The sequence below is a fragment of the Salinicola lusitanus genome (assembly GCF_003206045.1).
GTDB lineage: Bacteria > Pseudomonadota > Gammaproteobacteria > Pseudomonadales > Halomonadaceae > Salinicola > Salinicola lusitanus.
The window spans coordinates 716,524-734,962 of record NZ_PZJM01000004.1; the positions used below are offsets into that span (position 1 = coordinate 716,524).

An 18,439-nucleotide genomic window follows, 5' to 3' on the forward strand; every position below is an offset into this window, starting at 1 on the left:
CTGGCGCCCCTGTTATCGTATGCGCCCCGAATATGCACGCCGGAATCATCCGCACCCGACAGGAATCTGCCATGTCTCCAAGCCTTTTCGCCAATGTTCAGCCACGCCACCTGTCGCTCCCGTCTCGACGCTGGTGGCAGCCACTGGGAGCGCTGCTTCTGCTGGCCTGGCTGGCCGGCTGCGCCGGACAGGCCCCGGCCCCGGACGTGCCGCGGCAGCCTGACGACTGGCAGCGGCAACAGCAGGACCTGGCAGCGCTGGATACCTGGAAGGTGGTCGGCAAGGTCGGGCTACGTACCGCCGAAGAGAGCCGCAGTGCCAACCTCGACTGGTCCCAGGCACCCGATCACTACCGCATGCTGATCAGCGGCCCCTTCGGTGCCGGACGCAGCGTCCTCGAAGGCCGCCGGGGCGCCGTCACCCTGACCACCGGCGATGGTCGTTTCGAGGCGTCGTCGCCGGAAGCGCTGATGCAGCAACAGCTGGGTTGGTCGCTGCCGATATCGGCGCTGGACTACTGGGTGCGAGGACTCCCCGCGCCAGGCCGGCCCCATCAGCAGAGCGATGATGAACTCGGTTTCCCCCGGACCCTGAGCCAGGATGGCTGGACCATTCACTACCGGGACTGGACCTATGCCGACTCGCTGTGGCTGCCGAGCCGGCTGATCATGACCTACGATGACATCCGCGCCACGCTGGTGGTCAACCAGTGGCAACCGGGGAGCGGCAGCGACCAAGCGCCCGAACCGGCGGCGGACGGGTCGCCATGAGATCGCTGACGCTGCCCGCGCCGGCCAAGCTCAATCGGCTGCTGCGGATCACCGGGCGTCGCGAGGATGGCTATCACTCGCTGCAGACGCTGTTCCAGATCCTGGATCGCGGCGACACGCTGCGGTTCGAGACGCAGCCCCGGGGAACCGATATCGTCTTGTCGCCGGCACTCGCCGGCGTCGCCGAAGCGGACAACCTGATCGTTCGCGCCGCCCGCCGGCTTCAGCGCGAGACCGGCTGTCGGCAGGGCGCGGCCATCACCCTGGAGAAGCGCCTACCGATGGGTGGCGGACTGGGAGGCGGCAGCTCCAACGCCGCCACCACGCTACTGGCGCTCGACCGCCTCTGGGGTCTCGGGCTCGGGCTCGAGCGGCTGGCGACGCTGGGGCTGGAGCTGGGCGCCGATGTTCCGGTGTTCGTGCGGGGCCGCACCGCCTGGGCGGAGGGCGTTGGCGAGCGCTTGAGTGCCGTGGATCTCGAGCCCGCCTGGTTCGTCATCCTCCATCCTGGCGTGGAAATCTCCACGGCGGCGATTTTCGGCCACCCCGGTTTGACACGCGATAGCACGGTCATTAGTATGCGTCGCGCACTCGACGGGGCTGGCCCCGAAGCGGTGTGGCGCAACGACTGCGAGAGCATCGTGCGAGCGCTTCATCCCGAGGTCGATCGCGCGCTGGACTGGCTTGGCCAGTACGGCAACGCGATGCTGACGGGGACCGGCGCCTGCGTCTTCTGTCCGCTGGACGGCGAAACGCAGGCCGATCAGGTACTGCAGCAGGTCCCGGATGAATGGCAAGCCTTCAAGGCCCGCGGTTGCAATCTGTCGCCGCTGCACCAGGCGTTGGATCTTGCCGAAGGTTTGGGTCACGCCCAAGCGTGACGTCTTCGCTCTGGAAACCGGTGACCTACGCGGTTTTCACCAGTCTTTTCAGACGAATGACGACTTCACGACTGGTTTTGCCCTCAAACCTAGCCAACGGTTTGCGCTTTTGCGCATAATGAGCGCGACCGATGATTGCTGGGGTATCGCCAAGTGGTAAGGCACTGGTTTCTGGTACCAGCATTCCCAGGTTCGAATCCTGGTACCCCAGCCACTTCCTGAATTTCGACAAGCCTGCAAACGGAAACCGGGACGCGATGGCCGCTCAGCCCACACGATTTCCCCACCGACGTTGCGGTTCTTTTCCCTGCCGTCTCGACGCGCGACTTCGATGCCGCCCCGCATCGCAAGCGGGCTGGCATGGTGTTTCGGCAACCTCTCGTCTCGTACGCTACCGGCAGTCTTGTCCCCCGTCCTGGCTTGAACCGAATGTCCCCTACTGACCTTCAACAGCTCCCAAAGGTGGCCGCGCGTGTCTAAATTGATGGTTTTTACCGGTAACGCCAATGTCGGACTCGCCTCCAAGGTAGCCGAGAGTCTCGATAACCGGCTCGGCCATGCCACGGTCGGCCAGTTCAGCGATGGCGAAATCGCTGTCGAGATCAACGAAAACGTGCGCGGTAAAGACGTCTTTATTCTCCAGTCGACCTGCGCGCCGACCAACGACAACCTGATGGAACTGATCCTGATGGTCGATGCGCTGCGCCGCGCTTCGGCAACGCGGATCACCGCGGTGGTGCCCTACTTCGGCTACGCCCGCCAGGATCGCCGCGTACGCTCCGCTCGCGTGCCGATCTCGGCCAAGGTCGTGGCGGACATGATGGTCAAGGCCGGCGTCGACCGGGTCATGACCATGGACCTCCACGCCGACCAGATCCAGGGTTTCTTCGACGTGCCGGTGGACAACGTCTACGGCTCGCCGATCCTGCTCGACGACATCGAGCGCCAGAACTACGACGATCTGGTAGTGGTCTCCCCCGACGTGGGCGGCGTGGTGCGCGCTCGCGCCATCGCCAAGCAGCTCAACGTCGACCTGGCGATCATCGACAAGCGCCGCCCGCAGGCCAACCAGGCCCAGGTGATGCACATCATCGGCGACATCCAGGACCGCACCTGCGTGGTGGTCGACGACATGGTCGATACCGCCGGCACCCTGTGCAAGGCCGCCGAGGCGCTGAAGGCTCACGGCGCCCGTCGGGTGGTCGCGTACGCCACGCATCCGATCCTTTCCGGACCCGCGGTGGACAATATTAGTGGCTCGGTGCTTGACGAACTCGTCGTTGCCGATACCATACCGCTCTCCGAACCTGCACGTCGCAGCGGCAAGATCCGTCAATTGACGGTCGCCGGCCTGATTGCCGAAGCCATCCGGCGTGTCAGTAACGAAGAATCCGTCAGCGCGATGTTTCACTGATCCCTCCCGACACCGGAAACGGGACGGGAGCGAACAGCGAGGCGCGCGTGGATACGTGGGCCACTGCCATGATGGCGGTGGTCCCTGCTGGAACGGCATCGTCTGGTCGCGGGCGATGCCGATTCCTTTACTTGACCACTAGAGGTGACAATCAATGTCCCATTACACCCTGACCGCCAATGTTCGTAAGGAGCTGGGGAAAGGTGCGAGCCGCCGCCTGCGCCGCAAGAACGAACAGGTCGCCGCCATCATCTACGGTGGCGAAGCCGCCCCGCAGCCGATCACCATCGACAAGCCGGCCTTCTACAAGGCGATCGAAGACGAGGCGTTCTTCTCCTCGGTCATCGATATCAAGGTCGACGGCAAGAGCGAGCAGGTCGTCATCCGTGATCTTCAGCGTCACCCGTACAAGGCGCTGATCACTCATGCCGACTTCATGCGCGTCGATGCGACCCACGAGCTGACCCTGAACGTCCCGCTGCACTTCCTCAACGAAGAGAGCTGCAAGGGCGTCAAGGACGAAGGTGGCGTGATCCACGTGCTCAACAACGACGTCCAGATCAGCTGCCTGCCGTCCAAGCTGCCGGAGTACCTCGAAGTCGACGTCGCCAACCTGGGCCTCGGCGAGACCATCCACCTCTCCGACCTCAAGCTGCCGGAAGGTGTGACCCTGGTCGAGCTGACCCATGGCGAAGAGCACGATGCCGGCGTCGTCAGCGTGACGCACCCGACCGTGTCGCGCGACGACGAAGTCGCCGGTGAAGGCGTCGACGAAGATGGCGAGCCGAAAGGCGACGCATAATCTTGCGTCAAAGACCGGATAACAGGCAGTCGGCATGGTAGTGAAAGCGATCATTGGTCTCGGTAACCCGGGGCCGGAATACGAAGACACTCGCCACAATGCCGGCGCCTGGCTGGTCGAGCAACTCGCGAGGGACGCAGCGCAGACGCTGCGTCCCGAGCGCAAGTTTCTGGGTCTGTATGCCAAGATCCGTCTGAGCGGGCACGACCTGCACCTGCTCAACCCCACCACTTTCATGAATCGCAGCGGCGCCTCCGTGGCCGCGCTGTGCCAGTTCTTCAAGATCGCCCCGGACGAGCTTCTCGTCGCCCATGACGAGCTCGATATCGCTCCCGGCTGCGCTCGTTACAAGACGGGTGGCGGACACGGCGGGCACAACGGTCTGCGCGACATCGTCAGCGCGCTGGGCAATACCAACGGTTTTCACCGCCTCCGCATCGGCATCGGCCATCCCGGCAGCGCCAAGCTGGTCACCAACTACGTGCTCGGGCGTCCCGGCAAGGCGGAGCGCCAGGCCATCGACGATGCGCTTCTCGAAACCGTGCACACCCTCCCCGACGCCCTCGACGGCCAATGGGCCAAGGCGATGAATCGCCTGCACAGCTTCAAGAGCTGAGCAACGGGAAAGAGAACGAAACAGGACTGCCTCGGCATTCGGGCGCGTTGCTTCCCGGTGCGCAGCGCCGTTCTTTCCTATTCCTTCTGCTGCAGTGTCCCGTAGAATAGCGAGCCTCTCTTTCAGCTTTTCCTGCACATCAACTCGGATACATTTTATGGGTTTCAATTGCGGCATCGTCGGCCTACCCAACGTCGGCAAGTCGACGCTCTTCAACGCCTTGACGCGCTCCGGCATCGACGCCGAGAACTTCCCCTTCTGCACCATCGAACCCAACACCGGTATCGTGCCGATGCCCGACCCGCGGCTCGACAAGCTGGCCGAGATCGTCAAGCCGGAAAAAGTGGTGCCGACCACCATGGAGTTCGTCGATATCGCCGGCCTGGTCGAGGGCGCCTCCAAGGGCGAGGGCCTGGGCAACCAGTTTCTGGCCAATATCCGCGAGACCGACGCCATCGCCCACGTGGTGCGCTGCTTCGATGACGACAACGTCATCCACGTCGCCAACCAGGTCGACCCCACCGCCGATATCGAGACCATCAACCTCGAGCTCGCGCTGGCCGATCTCGACGCGGTGGAGCGTTCGATCCAGCGTCTGACCCGGGTGGTCAAGGGCGGCGACAAGGAGGCGATCGCCACCAAGGCAATCCTCGACCGCATCCAGCCCCATCTCGCCGAGGGTCAACCGCTGCGCAGCTTCGGCCTGGACGAGGAGGAACAGCGCCAGCTGCGCAGCTTCGGTTTCCTGACGCTCAAGCCGACCATGTACATCGCCAACGTCAACGAGGACGGCTTCGAGAACAACCCCCATCTCGATACGGTGCGCCGTATCGCCGCCAGCGAGAACGCCGTCGTGGTGCCGGTCTGCAACAAGCTGGAAGCGGAGATCGCCGAGCTCGAGGACGAGGAGCGCGCCATGTTCCTCGACGAGATGGGCATGGAAGAGCCCGGACTCGATCGCGTCATTCGCGCCGGCTATGGCCTGCTGGGCCTGCAGACCTACTTCACCGCGGGCGTGAAGGAAGTTCGGGCGTGGACGGTCAAGGTCGGCGCCACCGCACCCCAGGCGGCGGGCGTGATCCACACCGACTTCGAGAAGGGCTTCATTCGCGCCGAAGTGGTCAGCTACGACGACTTCGTCGCCCTCGGCGGCGAGAACGGCGCCAAGGAAGCCGGCAAGTGGCGCCTGGAAGGCAAGGCCTACGTGGTCCAGGACGGCGACGTGATGCACTTCCGCTTCAACGTCTAGCCGGGGCCGCCCCCGAACTGAATGTGGATTTCGGAAAGCGTTGACGTTTCATCGGGTTATGGTAGTATTCGCAACCGTTGTCGGGCGACTCGATTTGCCCCTTGAGGCTACGTAGCTCAGCTGGTTAGAGCACATCACTCATAATGATGGGGTCCCCTGTTCGAATCAGGGCGTAGCCACCAGATATCACGACAAGGCCCGCCGTTCTCGCGATCGGCGGGCCTTGTCGTTTCCGGCTGGTCCGGCGTCGGCCGACTCGCTCGAGCCGGCCGACGGTGGCTTAGAGGGCGCGGCGGCGACTCTCCTCGATATACGCCGCTCGCAGGCGCCGGGCCACCTCGCCGGCGCGACCATCGCCGACCGGGACCCCATCGATCGCGATGACCGGTGTCACGAACGAGGAGGCCGACGTCACGAAGCACTCCCTGGCCTGCTGTGCCTCATCGACGCTGAACGCCCGCTCCTCGAGCTGCAGTGCCAGCGTCTCGGCGAGCGTCATGACGGCGGCCCGGGTAATGCCCGGCAAAATGGCGGATGAGAGCTCGCGGGTCACCAGGGTGGCGTCGTGCGTCAGCATCCACACATTGTTGGAAGCCCCTTCGGTCACCATGCCGTCCTCGACCAACCAGGCATCATCGGCCCCGGCCGCCTTCGCCGCCATCTTGGCCATGGCGGGATAGAGCAGTTGCACCGTCTTGATATCACGCCGTGCCCAGCGCCAGTCCGGCTGCGTGGCCACGCGGATACCCTCCCGGCCACTGCGGGCGTCGACCAGCGACTTGGCCTGGGTGAACAGCACCAGCGTGGGCTGGGTATCGGCGTCGGGGTAGTGAAAATCCCGGTCGCCGGCGCTGCCTCGGGTCAACTGGAGGTAGACCATCCCCTCGTCCAGCGCATTGCGCCGAATCAGCTCGCGGTGGATCGCCAGCAGCGCCTCATCATCCCAAGGAAGCGCTATCTCGAGCGCGGCGGCGGAGCGTTTCAGGCGCCCCATGTGGCCGGGGAAGTCGACCAGCTTGCCGCCCAGCACCGAAGAGACCTCGTAGACGCCATCGGCGAGCAGGAACCCCCGGTCGAAGATCGATACCGTGGCGTCCCGCTCCGCGACGTAGTCGCCATTCACGTACACCGTGCGCTGTGTCATCTCATCCATTCTCTTGTCTCGATCCTCGCGCGACGCGCCCCTTCAGCCCCACAGGTGCGGCGAAGCCGGGTGGATGCCTGCGGCGTCGAAACGCATGCCAGGCTCGCGATCCCGGGCCAGCAGCAGCGGCCCGTCGAGATCGACCACGGCCGCCCCCTGGGCCACCAGCAGTGCCGGTGCCATCGACAGCGACGACCCCACCATGCACCCCACCATCACCTCGAATCCCAGGGCCTGCGCCTCGCGCTTGAGCGCCAGAGCTTCGGTCAAACCACCGGTCTTGTCGAGCTTGATATTGATCATGTCGTAGCGCCCCGTCAGCGCCGCCAGGGAGCTGCGGTCGTGACAGGCCTCGTCGGCACACACCGGCAACGGCCGCTCGATCTCCGCCAGTGCCGCGTCATCCGCGGCCGGCAGCGGCTGCTCCACCATCTCGATTCCCAGCTCGAGCAGGGCCGGCGCCAGACGTTGATAGGCCTCGCGATCCCATCCCTCGTTGGCGTCGACGATGATCCGCGCATCCGGCGCTCCCTCGCGCACCGCCCGCAGCCGCTCGATATCGCCCTCCCCGCCCAGCTTCAGCTTCAACAGGGGGCGCGCGGCGTGACGCCTCGCCTTGTCGCGCATCACCGCCGGGCTATCGAGCGAGAGCGTGAAAGCCGTGATCTCGGCCACGGGTGCCGACAGCCCGGCGAGTTGCCAGACCGGCGTTCCGCTGCGCTTGGCCTCGAGATCCCAGAACGCGCAATCCACCGCGTTACGTGCCGCCCCGGCCGGCAGCCGGGCCTGCAGCGCCTCACGATCCAGCCCGTGGGCCAGCTCGTCCTGCAGCGATTCGATCTGCGCGATGACGCTCGCCACCGACTCGCCATAGTGCGCATAGGGCACGCACTCGCCGCGCCCGGCATGAACGCCGTCGCTCAGGGTCGCCACCACGACCCGCGCGTCGGTGCGCGAGCCGCGGGAGATGGTGAACACCTCGGCGAGGGGGAAGACCTGCTCCTCGACGCTCAGCCTCAACATGCCGCCACCGCCTCCGCCAGTCGCTCGGCGCCCTGGCGATAGGGGTCGACGCACGGCAGCCCCAGCCGCGACTCGAGCGCCTCGAGATAGCGATCCGCCTCGTCGGCGGGCATGGCGGCGGTGTTGACCGACACGCCGACGACCTGGCAGGCGGGATTCACCACCTGGGCCAGCGGCAGCGCGGTATCGCGCAGCTGTTCGAGCGTCGGCAGCGAGTAATGGGGCAGGCCGCGCATGTGCGTGCGGGTCGGCTCGTGACACAGGATCAGCGCATCGGGCTGGCCGCCGTGGATCAGCGCCAGCGTCACGCCGGAGTAGGAGGGATGAAACAGGCTGCCCTGCCCTTCGATGATGTCCCAGTGGTCTTCGTCGTTGTCCGGCGTCAGCCACTCGATCGAACCGGCCATGAAGTCGGCGACGACGGCATCCAGCGGCACGCCCTCGCCGGTGATCAGGATCCCGGTCTGGCCGGTGGCGCGGAAGCTCGACTTCACGCCGCGTTCGCGCAACGCGATATCCAGCGCCAGCGCCGTGTACATCTTGCCGATGGAGCAGTCCGTTCCCACCGCCAGGCAACGCTTGCCCCGACGCGGCTTGCCGTCGCCGATCGGGTACTGGACCTGGGGCACGCGCACGTCGACGAGGCGCCCGCCATGCTCGCGCGCGGCCTCGACCAGCACCGGCTCGTCACGCAGCAGATTGTGCAGACCGGAAGCGATATCCATCCCGGCGGCCAGCGCCTCCTCGAGCACCGCGATCCAGCTGCGGGAGATCACCCCGCCACGATTGGCCGCGCCGATCACCAGCGTCTGGGCGCCCTGCGCCACCGCTTCGGCAATGGTCAGGTCGGGAAGTTTCATGTCCGCCTGGCAGCCCGGCAACCGATACTGACCCAACGCATATTCCGGACGCCAGTCACGGATGCCCTGCGCCACCTTGGCGGACAACGGGTCGGGCACATCGCCCAGAAAAAGCAGATAAGGGGTCTTGAGCATGAGGGTTATCTCTATCCAATGTCTCGGTTGGTGCAGTGTCTCGAGTGGTGGCACCGCGATCATGACGACGCCATTACATCATGGTTTCCGGCAAGAACAGGGAAATGGCGGGAAATGCCAACAGCAGTGCCAGCACGATCAGGTCACACAGCACGAATGGCCAGACCCCGGCAAACACTTCGTTGATCTTGACGCCCTTGCCGGCCGCGCCCGCCAGCGCGAAGGCATTGAGTCCCACGGGCGGGGTCACGCCGGCGATCTCGCACATTTTCATGGCGATAACGCAGAACCATACCGGGTGATAGCCCAGCTCCACAACGATGGGAAACACGATCGGCAGCGTCAGCGCGAAGGCGGCGGCCGGCACCACCACCATCCCCATCAGAAACCAGATGAGCAGGATCAGGCCCAGCACCATCCATGAGGGCACGTCCCAGGAGACCATGAAACTGGATATCTCGAACGGGATGCGTGTCAGGCCCAGGAAGCGACTGAAGAACAGCGCCGCGATGATGATGAAGAACAGCGTCGTGGTGATGCCCGCCGATTCGCGCAGCGCCCCGCGCAGCCTCGGCATCGAGCGCAACGGGCCGCCGGCCAGGCCCAGCAGCAGCGCCCCGAGCGCGCCGATGGCACCCGCTTCGGTCGCCGTGAACAGGCCGCTGTACATGCCGCCGATGACCACGCCGCCGAGCGCGAGTATCTGCCACAGGTCCCGCACGCCACGTACTCGGTCACGCACCGTCACCTCGCGCTCCTCGGCATCGATCGGCGCCAGCTGCGGATGGCGTTTGGCGCGCCACACGATCGAGAGCGTATAGACGACCGCGGTCAGAATGCCCGGGAGAATGCCCGCCATGAACAGCTGGCCGACCGACACGCCGGTGAAGATCGAGAACAGGATGAACATGCCGCTGGGCGGGATCATCGCCGCCAACGATCCGGAGCAGGCGATACTGCCCAGCGCGAAGCGCTTGTCGTAGCCGTAGCGTCGCATCTCGGGATAGGCGATACGACCGAATACGCTGGCCGTGGCCAGAGAAGAGCCGCAGACCGTGGAAAAGGCCGCGCTACCGAACGCCGTGGCCACCGCCAGCGACCCCGGCACCCTCGCCGCCAGCCGGTGGATCCCCTTGTAGGCCTGCTCGGCAAAACCACTGGCCGCCGCCAGCGCCCCCATCAGCACGAATAGCGGCAAGACGGTAAAGGTCGGTGAGGCGATGGCCGTATACATGGTGTCGCCCAGCAGTGATGATGCGCTGGACGGCGTCAGCAGCGTGGCGATACCGATGAAGCCGACCAGCAGGAAATTGATGGCCAGCGGCACACCCATGACCAACAGCAGCAGCAGCACCGCAATGCCGCCGATACCTATCAGCGTGAAATCCATGATCATACCCGTGTTCAGAATAAGACTGTCGAGAGACCCGGCCGGCGCTGTCGGCCGAATCGTCGCGCCCCGCCCGGCAAGACCCGGCTATCGCTCACTCGTCGTGCGCTGCCCGCCTGAACTGGCGCGACAAGCTGCGGAAGAGTTGGAGGCCATACAGGGCGAGCGCGGCGAACATCACGAACTTGATCGGGTAGACGAGGATCGGACGCGGCCCGGCAATCGCCTGGCGGCTGTCGAACGCACCGATGGCGTTATGCCACACCGCCCAGCCGACGATCACGATCGTGACCAGCGACACCAGGGTGACGAAGCCGTTGAGAGAGCGTCCGGCCACACCCTGCAGCCGTTCCGGCAACCATTCGACGCGGATGTGGGCGTCCTGCTCCTCGGCGTGGGAGAGCCCGAGATAGACGATCGCGATCATGGTGAACATGGCCAGCTCGGAGACGCCGTAGAGGGGGCGGGAGAATCCCCGCGCCACCAGATCGACGACCATGAACAGCACCACCACGATCAACAGCCAGCCACACAGTTCGGCCAGGCCGCGATTGAGCAGGGTCAACAGACGCGGCCTCCGCGACCGTCGAGCCTCCGTCCCCGCTCGCGGCTCATGCTGCGCCCGCTCAGTCATGGGCCACGCCACCCGAGCCGGCGTCGATGATCGCCTTCATTCGCTCGATGATCTGCGCGGGCTTTTCGGCGCCGGCCTTCTCGGCACTCTGAATCCAGGTCTCGCGGTTGGATGCCACCGCCGGCAATGACACGAACTTCTCGATATCCTCGTCCGACGCGGCCGTCACCGTATAGCCGGCGTCCTGCTGCGCCTTGACGATGCGATCGAACTCGTTGTCGTAGTATTCGCCAAAGGTCTTCTCCGCCTGCGCCGCGGCCTGTTCGAACCAGCCCTGCATCTGCGGGGACATGGCGTCCCACTTGCGCTGGTTGATGGTCAGGATCATGGGAACCGCGAGCCACAGTCGGCGCGAGGTGAGGATGTTCGGCGCGACCTCGTCCATGCCGGTCCGGTTGAGGCTGTCGTAATTGGTGAAGACGCCATCGATGGCGCCCGACTGCAGCGACTGGTAGGTGTCGCTCCACGGCACCGACACCGGCGTCGCTCCCAGATCCCCCAGCAGGTTGAGCATCCACTGGCTGGAAGCCCGGACACGCTTGCCGCGAAAATCGTCGAACGACGTCACCGGCTCGCGAAAGACCCCGGCATAGGGCAGATAGGGGTAGATGTAGATGATGTGCTGTCCCTGCTGGGAGAACTCCTCTCGCAACTGGGGCACCTGGTCATAGACGTCGTGATAGACCGACATGATGTCGGCGTAATCTTCTGGCCCTTCGGGGAAGAGCTGGAAAGCCCCGTTCAGCAACAACCGGTTGGGATAGTAGTTGATGTTGATGTAGCCCATGTCGGCGACACCGTTGCTGACGCCACCAAGAATCTCGTCGCCCTGCATGACCGACGCGCCCCAATAAGGCACCACTTCTATCTCGCCGCCGGAGACCTCGTTGAGCGCATCGAGAAAGCCTTTCTCGGCGGCGCCACGCAGGCCGTTCGGTGCGGTATTGGTGGCGTAGGTCAGCGTTTCCGCGGCAGCGGGAGCGGGTGCCATGGCGACTGTCGCACCCACGGCCAGGCTGACGGCGGCGGCCGAAATCAGCTGGCGCCAGCGGCGGGATTCAGGATGAGTCAAATACATGGGGTAACCTCGTTTTCGTTGTCATTGTCGTCGAGCTCGTCGCCAAGCCCGCCAAAAAAGTGTCAGCGATCCGACACGCAGCTGTCTCATGCTTTTTCGTCGACAGCCCATAACCCGGTGTTAACGGGTTGCCGGCGTCACGGTCCCTCGCGCCGGAGAAGCCGACCGGCACGCCGGCGCACGTCGCCATCGACCCAGGCCTCGTTGCCGTTGACCATGACCCAATCGATCCCCACCGCCGGCGTGGTCGGCTCGACGAAACTGGCGCCATCGCGAATGGTGTCGAAATCGAACAGGGTCAGGTCGGCGAATGCCCCCTCGCGAATCTCGCCGCGATCGGTCAGGCCGAAACGGGCCGCCGACATCGACGTCATCTTGCGGATCGCTTCGGGCAGCGAGAAGAGCCCCTCGTCGCGACAGTAGTGGCCGATCACCCGGGGAAAACTGCCCCAGAGTCGCGGGTGCGGGTTGGGATCGCTCGGCAGGCCATCGGAGCCGATCATGGTCAACGGATGCGCCAGCACGCGGCGCACGTCGCGCTCGTCCATGTTGTGGTAGATCGCGCCGGCCGGCATCAGTCGGCGTGCCGCCTCGGTCAGAGCCACGCCCCACTCCTCGGCGATGGCGGACAGCAGTCGCCGGCCCTGTTCGGGATGTGGCTTCGACCAGGTGACCAGGATGTCGAACTGGTCCGACACCCGCCACAGATCGAGCGTGGTGGAACAGGCAGCGTACGGATAGCAGTCGCAATGGCAGGGCTGGCGTTGCGCAGCCTGCTCGAGCTTCTCGATCGCGTGTTCGCTTTTGCCCCAGTTGTCGATGTCGGCGCACTTCAGGTGGGAGATCACCAGCGGTACCTGCCCATGCCGGGCCGTCTCGAAGGCCTCGTCCATCGCCTCGAACAGAGCTTCACGCTCGTTGCGCATGTGGGTGGTGTAGATCCCGCCCGCTTCGCCGACGACCTCGACCAGCGCCTTGACCTCTCGCATCGGTGCCTGACGCGCGTTGGTGTAGGCGAGCCCCGTGCTCAGGCCGATCGCCCCCGCCCGCAGTGCCGCGCGCAGCGTCTCGCGCATGGCCTCGATCTCGACCTCGCTGGCAGGCCGATCGAAACGATCCATCACGCCCGCCCGCAGCGTGGTATGACCGATCAGCGCCGCCACGTTGACGGCGGGCATGGCGGCGTCCACGGCCGAGGCGAAGTCCCCGAAGGTGTCGAAGAAGTCGTCGGCCTCGCCCAGCAGGTTCATCGGGTCCGGTACCTCACCGTCGATCTTGACCGGCGAGGCACTGATACCGCAGTTGCCGACGATGACGGTGGTGATGCCCTGGCTGATCTTGGGGCGCATCTCCGGTTGGCGAATCGCGCAACTATCGTCGTGAGTATGCACGTCGATGAAGCCCGGGGAGAGATACCGCCCCGCCGCCTCGACCACCTGTGCGGCCTGGGTCGCATCCAGGTCGCCGATCGCCGCGATTCGCTCGCCCTTGACGCCGACATCGGCAACGAAGGGCTCGCGTCCCGTTCCGTCGACGACCTGGGCACGACGAATGATCACATCGAATGTCATGTTGCTCTCCTGATGGCGAGATACGGCCAGCGTCTTGTCATTGAGGGGTTTGCAGCATCGTTCCCGGCTGAACGATCAACGCGTCCAGGCCGGCGGCACGCACCGCCGCCTCGCCCATGGGCGTCGTGATCAGGCGGCCACCGCGGCCGACCACCTCCTCGCCGTCGAGCAGTCGTTGCCCGTGGGCATAGGTCAACACCGGACGACGGCGTTCGAGGTCGAGCACGCTGATATCCGCATCGGCACCCACCCCCAGATGCCCCTTGTCGCGCAGTCCGAGGATTCGTGCCGGATGTAGACTCGCCTTGCGCACGAAGCCATCCAGGCTCAAGGCATCGAGATGCACCAGCGCGAGGCCGCGTGCCACGATGTCGTTGCGCGGGATGCCACCGCCGTCGGTGGCGAGGGCATCCACCGCGAAGCGGCCATCGGGCCGCGTGGCCGTCACCAGCCGCAGGCGCGGCTCGGGAGGGTTGGCCCGAAAACTGATACCGATGAGCGACTCGCAGGCTCGCCAGGCGGCCAGCCCCGCTGACCCGCCCACCAGTTCGATGACGCCGTCGCGCTCCAGATTGACCAGCGCCCAGCCGGCCAGAATCGCCTCGGCCATCCCCTCGGTGGTGGCCGGATATCCACCACGTTCGAGTCCGAAGGCGGCCAGCCGGCTGCCGGGAACGCCGTCGATACACTCGCCGCTGACACCATTGAACGGCGCAAGATAGGATTCCGAACGGATATGCGGATGGGCCGCCAGCAGCCGCAACGCCTCTTCGCCCTCGGCGACGGCATCATGGATCTGACCGCGGCAGTAACTGTTGATATGCGCCAGGTGAAGCGGATGTCCGGCGCTCAGTTCGCACGCCTCCCGCATGCCCTCGATATTGGAGCCGGCCGATTGCGTGCCGGCATGAAAGGCCGCGTAAGCCCCCTGCCCCGCAGCCGCTGCGATGGCCTGCGCCGTCGCGTCGGCGGTCAACGGATAGTGCCCACCCAACAGCTTCAGCCCGATTGCGCCCTGGCGCAGGGCGTGATTCAGAGCCTCATCGATATCGCCCCGGCCGGGGTCGGCGGAGGCGATGGTATGTCCCGGACGCAGATAGTTGACGCAGGCGATGCTCAGCCCGCAACCGTGACGCGCCGCCAGATCGACGACACCCTCAATGGGCCCGGCCATATCCAGCGCCGTGGTCACGCCCGCCAGTGCCAGCATGCGATGGCCGCAGCCTCCACCCAGAAAGGGCGAGAGATGCACGTGCATGTCGACGATACCCGGCATGACCAGCAATCCCGTCAGATCGTGCTCGCGTCTTGCCCCGCCGGCGATGGTCGGCGCCACCTCGACGATCTTTCCATCGCGCAGGGCAATGTCCCGGATCTCGTGCACCCCGTTGGCGGGGTCGACGACGGTGCCGTTGCGCAGCAGGGTGTCATAACCTGTCGTCATCTCCACACCTCGGCGATCAGCGTGACTGTCATGCTCGACATAGCGACCTTCTCCGCGGCGACTATTGCTGGCGCTCGACACCTGTCTGCGAGGTAATGCGCCCATAGTGTTCGATGCGACGATGACGCGCGAAATCGAAGATGGTTGTCTTGCCGAACTGGCAGCGTTCCATGTCGCAGGTCGCCGTGATCAGCTCGTCTTCCTCGGTCTGCGCCCGGGCGACGACGAATCCGTCGGGGTCGACGATGATCGAGCCACCCATCAGCGGAAACCCATCCTCGACCCCCGCCTTGGCCACGGCCACCGCCCAGGTCGCGTTCTGATAGGCCCCCGCCGTGACGGAGAGCTCGGAGTGATAGAGGCGCTGCTCCAGCCCCTCGCCCCGGTTCTGGGAGTTCACCGACGGCGTGTTGTAGCCCAGCATCACCAGCTCGACCCCCTGCAATCCCATGACGCGCCAGGTTTCCGGCCAGCGGCGATCGTTGCAGATGCACATGCCCATCAGCGTGCCTTCGTTGTCGAAGGTGTCGAAGCCCAGGTCACCGGGTTCGAAATAGCGCTTCTCGAGATGCTGGAAATCCCGCCCGGTGTCGTACTCGACATGCCCCGGCAAATGTACCTTGCGATACTTGCCGACGATCTCGCCCTCACGGTCGGTCACGATGGAAGTATTGAAATGGCGCCCTTCCGGCGTCAGCTCGGCATAGCCGAACGAGATGGCGATGCGGTGCTCTCGAGCGCGGTCGAACAGCGGCTGCGTGGCGGCGTTCGGCATCTCGCGCTCGAACCAGGTATCGACCTCGGCCTGATCCTCCATGTACCAGCGCGGGAAGAATGTCGTGAGGGCCAGTTCCGGAAAGACCACCAGATCGCACCCGCTGGCCGCGGCCCGATCCAGCAGCGCGATCATTCTCGCCACTACCGCTTCACGCGTGTCGCGCTTCTGAATGGCTCCCATCTGAGCCGCGCCGATTACCCATTCACGCATTGCCGATCCACCTGCTGATGTCTTGTTGGTCGGCTCAGTGTCTGGATTCCGGGCGATGATGTCGTATACCGATTCATCGCCAGCCCATAACTTTTGATTAAGTCCGGGAAGCCGGGCCTTCGACAGCGGCGCTGAAACGGACGAACGCCGCTTCGAGGTGGGTGATGAAGAGACGAGCCAGTTGCGACAGCGGTTCGGTCCGCGGATAGGCCAGACTCACCACCAGGCGCTGCTCGACCGGCAGGGGAACGGCCGTCAGGTGCCGGCTGCGCCAGCCGTGCCAGGTAAACTCATCGATCAGGGCGATACCGGCACCGGCGTCCGCCATGGCGCAGGCGTAGTGCGGAGAGTCGACCTCGGTGGCCGGCCGCCATGGCTCGCCGGCCGCCTCGAAAGCGGCACGGATATGCTGGCCGAAAGGAGTTTCCGCGCCGTAACCGATCAGGTCGTATTGGCGGAGTTCGGGCAGCGAGACCGTGTCGCGCGCCGCCAGCGGATGGTCGATCGGACAGACGCAGACCATGCCTGCGCGGTGCAGCGGGTTGGCCTCCAGGTTGGGATGATTCACCGGAAACAGCGAGATGCCCAGATCGGCCTGACGGTCGAGCAGTTGGTCGCGCAGCTGGGTATGCCGCTGGCAATCCAGACTGACCCGGACATCATGCTCTTCCCGGAAGCTGGTGATCGCCCAAGGCACGATCTGATGACCGAGACTCGAACTGGCGGCGATACGCACCACCCCGTGGCGCCGCTGGGTCAGGTCATGCAGCGTATTGTTGACCCGCTGGACGTCTCGGTAGACGTTCTCCACGTCGCGGAACAGCCGACGCGCTTCCGGCGACGGGTAGAGCCGCCCCTTGATACGCTCGAACAGCGGAAAGCCGATGCGCTGCTCGGTGTGGGAGAGCATCCGGCTCACGGCCGGCTGGGAAATCATCAGGACGCGTGACGCGCCACTGATGCTGCCGGTGGTCATGATTGCCCGGAAAACCTCGATCTGCCGCAGATTCAGCGCCATGCTCTCCCTCCTCCCGATGGTCAGGCGCGGCCTCGTGCCGACGGTCACCTCGACCACGCTCCCCTGAAGCGCGCCACGCTGACATGAGCCGCCCTATCCGGATATCACTCGATCGAGAGCGAATCGCGATTGAAGAATACCGTCAGCGCGCGGATCAGATACGCCGGGTCGCGGGTACCGGCCGTCTCGCGGATCGAATGCATGCCGAACTGCGGCACCCCCACGTCGATGGTCGGCACACCTAGCTCGGTGGCGGTGATCGGGCCGATGGTGCTGCCGCACCCCATGTCGGCACGGGTCACGAACTGCTGCACGGGCACGTCCGCTTCCCGGCACATGTCATGGAACAGCGCTGCCGTCGTGCTGTTGGTCGCGTAGCGCTGGCTGGCATTGACCTTGATCACCGGGCCGGCGTTGAGCGCCGGGCCGTGGTTGGCATCGTGCTTGTCGGCGAAGTTGGGATGCACGGCATGGGCGTTGTCGCAGGAGATCATCAGCGAACGCTGGATCAGCCTGACGAAGCCCTCGTCGCCCGCCTCGCCCAGCGCCGCGTTGAGTCGGCGCAGCACGTCGGCCAGGAAGGGTCCCTGGGCTCCGCAGGCGCTGGCACTGCCGACCTCTTCATGGTCGTTGGCGACGAACAGCGCGCCCTGTCGGCCATCGGAAGCCAACAGCGCCTCGATGCCGATGAAGCAGGAGAGCAGGTTGTCCAGTCTCGCGCTGGCAAGCATCTCGCCGCCGACGCCGACCCGTGAGGGCGGCTGAACGTCATAGAACCCCAGCTCGAAATCGACGATGTCCGCCACCTCGAGGCCGTGTTCGCGCTCGATCCACCGTTTCAGCAGGCGATCGAGGTCGGGCGCGTCGCCGCCCTGCATCAGCAGCGGTGCCATCTGCGTCTGCGCATTGAGGGGCCGGCCGTTGTTGGCTTCGCGATCCATGTGAATCGCCAGGCTGGGTATGATCGCGATCGGCTCTCTCACGTTGAGCAGCACCGCCTGGAGCTTCCCGTCGGCACGACGAACATGCACCCGCCCGGCAAGCCCCAGGTCACGGTCGAACCAGGGCGCCAGCAACGCGCCGCCGTAGACCTGGACACCCAGTTGCAACCACCCCTTGTTGACGATCGCCGGTTGCGGTTTCAGACGCAAGGCCGGACTATCGGTGTGGGCACCCACCATACGCAGGGTCTCGAGAGACGACGCCGGTAGCTGAAACGCGATCAAGGCACTATCGTTGCGCGTCACGTAATATTTTTCGCCGGCTGACAATTTCCAGCTGTCAGTTTCCTTGAGCGGCCGATATCCTGCCGCCTCCAGCCTGGTCACGAGATTCGCGGTGGCGTGCCAGGGTGAGGGAGAACGCTGGAGAAAATCGATCAAGCGGTCTTCGAGAGCCTTGTCGGCGGCGTGGTCTGACATG

17 protein-coding genes and 2 tRNA genes are annotated in these 18,439 nt (G+C 65.2%); 8 read left to right on the forward strand and 11 right to left on the reverse strand.

The genetic code is table 11. The annotated features are described in order from the left end of the window. Positions 1 to 71: 71 nt before the first annotated feature. The 8 genes from lolB (at position 72) to DOM45_RS10665 (ending at position 5,914) form a co-directional block, all read left to right on the forward strand. Complete coding sequence (gene lolB / locus DOM45_RS10630; protein ID WP_110600246.1) at positions 72 to 770, forward strand: lipoprotein insertase outer membrane protein LolB; 699 nt, start codon at positions 72 to 74, stop codon at positions 768 to 770. Further along, entirely contained in the window at positions 767 to 1,651 is an 885-nt protein-coding gene (gene ispE, locus DOM45_RS10635) for a 4-(cytidine 5'-diphospho)-2-C-methyl-D-erythritol kinase (RefSeq protein WP_110600248.1), read from the forward strand. The genes lolB and ispE overlap by 4 nt, the downstream gene beginning before the upstream one ends. Positions 1,652 to 1,790: 139 nt before the next feature. Beyond that, a tRNA-Gln gene (locus DOM45_RS10640) sits at positions 1,791 to 1,865 on the forward strand. A 258-nt stretch (positions 1,866 to 2,123) separates the two neighbouring features. Continuing rightward, complete coding sequence (locus tag DOM45_RS10645; protein ID WP_198655830.1) at positions 2,124 to 3,065, forward strand: ribose-phosphate pyrophosphokinase; 942 nt, start codon at positions 2,124 to 2,126, stop codon at positions 3,063 to 3,065. A 154-nt stretch (positions 3,066 to 3,219) separates the two neighbouring features. Next, positions 3,220 to 3,867 carry a 50S ribosomal protein L25/general stress protein Ctc gene (locus DOM45_RS10650; RefSeq protein ID WP_110600252.1) on the forward strand — a complete coding sequence of 216 codons (648 nt, stop codon included), beginning with the start codon at positions 3,220 to 3,222 and terminating at the stop codon, positions 3,865 to 3,867. 34 nt (positions 3,868 to 3,901) lie between these two features. Beyond that, complete coding sequence (gene pth / locus DOM45_RS10655; RefSeq protein ID WP_110600254.1) at positions 3,902 to 4,483, forward strand: aminoacyl-tRNA hydrolase; 582 nt, start codon at positions 3,902 to 3,904, stop codon at positions 4,481 to 4,483. A 157-nt stretch (positions 4,484 to 4,640) separates the two neighbouring features. Next, positions 4,641 to 5,732, forward strand: coding sequence for a redox-regulated ATPase YchF (ychF, locus tag DOM45_RS10660; RefSeq protein WP_110600256.1), 1,092 nt, complete (start codon positions 4,641 to 4,643; stop codon positions 5,730 to 5,732). A gap of 105 nt (positions 5,733 to 5,837) precedes the next feature. Then, positions 5,838 to 5,914 (forward strand) — tRNA-Met (locus DOM45_RS10665). Positions 5,915 to 6,012: 98 nt separating this feature from the next. Here DOM45_RS10665 and DOM45_RS10670 read toward each other — a convergent pair. The 11 genes from DOM45_RS10670 to DOM45_RS10720 all read right to left on the reverse strand — a co-directional run bounded on the left by DOM45_RS10670 (position 6,013) and on the right by DOM45_RS10720 (position 18,438). Next, positions 6,013 to 6,885 (reverse strand): D-amino-acid transaminase, encoded by an 873-nt coding sequence (locus tag DOM45_RS10670; protein ID WP_240612355.1) that lies wholly within the window; start codon positions 6,883 to 6,885, stop codon positions 6,013 to 6,015. Between the two features lie 33 nt (positions 6,886 to 6,918). Beyond that, entirely contained in the window at positions 6,919 to 7,899 is a 981-nt protein-coding gene (dgcA, locus tag DOM45_RS10675; protein ID WP_205909430.1) for an N-acetyl-D-Glu racemase DgcA, read from the reverse strand. Continuing rightward, complete coding sequence (gene dgcN, locus DOM45_RS10680; RefSeq protein ID WP_110600258.1) at positions 7,893 to 8,894, reverse strand: N-acetyltransferase DgcN; 1,002 nt, start codon at positions 8,892 to 8,894, stop codon at positions 7,893 to 7,895. The genes dgcA and dgcN overlap by 7 nt, the downstream gene beginning before the upstream one ends. A gap of 73 nt (positions 8,895 to 8,967) precedes the next feature. After that, positions 8,968 to 10,284 carry a TRAP transporter large permease gene (locus tag DOM45_RS10685; RefSeq protein ID WP_157958397.1) on the reverse strand — a complete coding sequence of 439 codons (1,317 nt, stop codon included), beginning with the start codon at positions 10,282 to 10,284 and terminating at the stop codon, positions 8,968 to 8,970. A 94-nt stretch (positions 10,285 to 10,378) separates the two neighbouring features. Then, positions 10,379 to 10,849: a TRAP transporter small permease subunit gene (locus DOM45_RS10690; protein WP_157958398.1), complete on the reverse strand. Its 471-nt coding sequence runs from the start codon at positions 10,847 to 10,849 to the stop codon at positions 10,379 to 10,381. A gap of 61 nt (positions 10,850 to 10,910) precedes the next feature. Then, entirely contained in the window at positions 10,911 to 11,996 is a 1,086-nt protein-coding gene (locus DOM45_RS10695) for a TRAP transporter substrate-binding protein (protein ID WP_110600264.1), read from the reverse strand. Positions 11,997 to 12,133: 137 nt separating this feature from the next. Further along, positions 12,134 to 13,567, reverse strand: a complete 1,434-nt coding sequence (locus tag DOM45_RS10700) for an N-acyl-D-amino-acid deacylase family protein (RefSeq protein ID WP_110600266.1) — start codon at positions 13,565 to 13,567, stop codon at positions 12,134 to 12,136. A 37-nt stretch (positions 13,568 to 13,604) separates the two neighbouring features. Next, on the reverse strand, positions 13,605 to 15,011 hold the full coding sequence (locus DOM45_RS10705; RefSeq protein ID WP_157958399.1) for an amidohydrolase family protein: 1,407 nt from the start codon (positions 15,009 to 15,011) through the stop codon (positions 13,605 to 13,607). Positions 15,012 to 15,072: 61 nt separating this feature from the next. Next, positions 15,073 to 15,999: an N-carbamoyl-D-amino-acid hydrolase gene (locus DOM45_RS10710; RefSeq protein ID WP_110600270.1), complete on the reverse strand. Its 927-nt coding sequence runs from the start codon at positions 15,997 to 15,999 to the stop codon at positions 15,073 to 15,075. 97 nt (positions 16,000 to 16,096) lie between these two features. Next, complete coding sequence (locus DOM45_RS10715; protein ID WP_110600272.1) at positions 16,097 to 17,017, reverse strand: LysR family transcriptional regulator; 921 nt, start codon at positions 17,015 to 17,017, stop codon at positions 16,097 to 16,099. A gap of 104 nt (positions 17,018 to 17,121) precedes the next feature. After that, positions 17,122 to 18,438, reverse strand: a complete 1,317-nt coding sequence (locus tag DOM45_RS10720; protein ID WP_110600274.1) for a M18 family aminopeptidase — start codon at positions 18,436 to 18,438, stop codon at positions 17,122 to 17,124. Position 18,439: the final 1 nt, after the last annotated feature.

Excerpts from the sequence above, each read along its gene's own strand:
- lolB (WP_110600246.1), top strand. The coding sequence starts at position 72 with ATGTCTCCAAGCCTTTTCGCCAATGTTCAGCCACGCCACCTGTCGCTC.
- ispE (WP_110600248.1), top strand. The coding sequence starts at position 767 with ATGAGATCGCTGACGCTGCCCGCGCCGGCCAAGCTCAATCGGCTGCTG.
- DOM45_RS10650 (WP_110600252.1), top strand. The coding sequence starts at position 3,220 with ATGTCCCATTACACCCTGACCGCCAATGTTCGTAAGGAGCTGGGGAAA.
- pth (WP_110600254.1), top strand. The coding sequence starts at position 3,902 with ATGGTAGTGAAAGCGATCATTGGTCTCGGTAACCCGGGGCCGGAATAC.
- ychF (WP_110600256.1), top strand. The coding sequence starts at position 4,641 with ATGGGTTTCAATTGCGGCATCGTCGGCCTACCCAACGTCGGCAAGTCG.
- DOM45_RS10670 (WP_240612355.1), bottom strand. The coding sequence starts at position 6,885 with ATGGATGAGATGACACAGCGCACGGTGTACGTGAATGGCGACTACGTC.
- dgcA (WP_205909430.1), bottom strand. The coding sequence starts at position 7,899 with ATGTTGAGGCTGAGCGTCGAGGAGCAGGTCTTCCCCCTCGCCGAGGTG.
- dgcN (WP_110600258.1), bottom strand. The coding sequence starts at position 8,894 with ATGCTCAAGACCCCTTATCTGCTTTTTCTGGGCGATGTGCCCGACCCG.
- DOM45_RS10685 (WP_157958397.1), bottom strand. The coding sequence starts at position 10,284 with ATGGATTTCACGCTGATAGGTATCGGCGGCATTGCGGTGCTGCTGCTG.
- DOM45_RS10695 (WP_110600264.1), bottom strand. The coding sequence starts at position 11,996 with ATGTATTTGACTCATCCTGAATCCCGCCGCTGGCGCCAGCTGATTTCG.
- DOM45_RS10700 (WP_110600266.1), bottom strand. The coding sequence starts at position 13,567 with ATGACATTCGATGTGATCATTCGTCGTGCCCAGGTCGTCGACGGAACG.
- DOM45_RS10705 (WP_157958399.1), bottom strand. The coding sequence starts at position 15,011 with ATGACGACAGGTTATGACACCCTGCTGCGCAACGGCACCGTCGTCGAC.
- DOM45_RS10710 (WP_110600270.1), bottom strand. The coding sequence starts at position 15,999 with ATGCGTGAATGGGTAATCGGCGCGGCTCAGATGGGAGCCATTCAGAAG.
- DOM45_RS10715 (WP_110600272.1), bottom strand. The coding sequence starts at position 17,017 with ATGGCGCTGAATCTGCGGCAGATCGAGGTTTTCCGGGCAATCATGACC.
- DOM45_RS10720 (WP_110600274.1), bottom strand. The coding sequence starts at position 18,438 with ATGTCAGACCACGCCGCCGACAAGGCTCTCGAAGACCGCTTGATCGAT.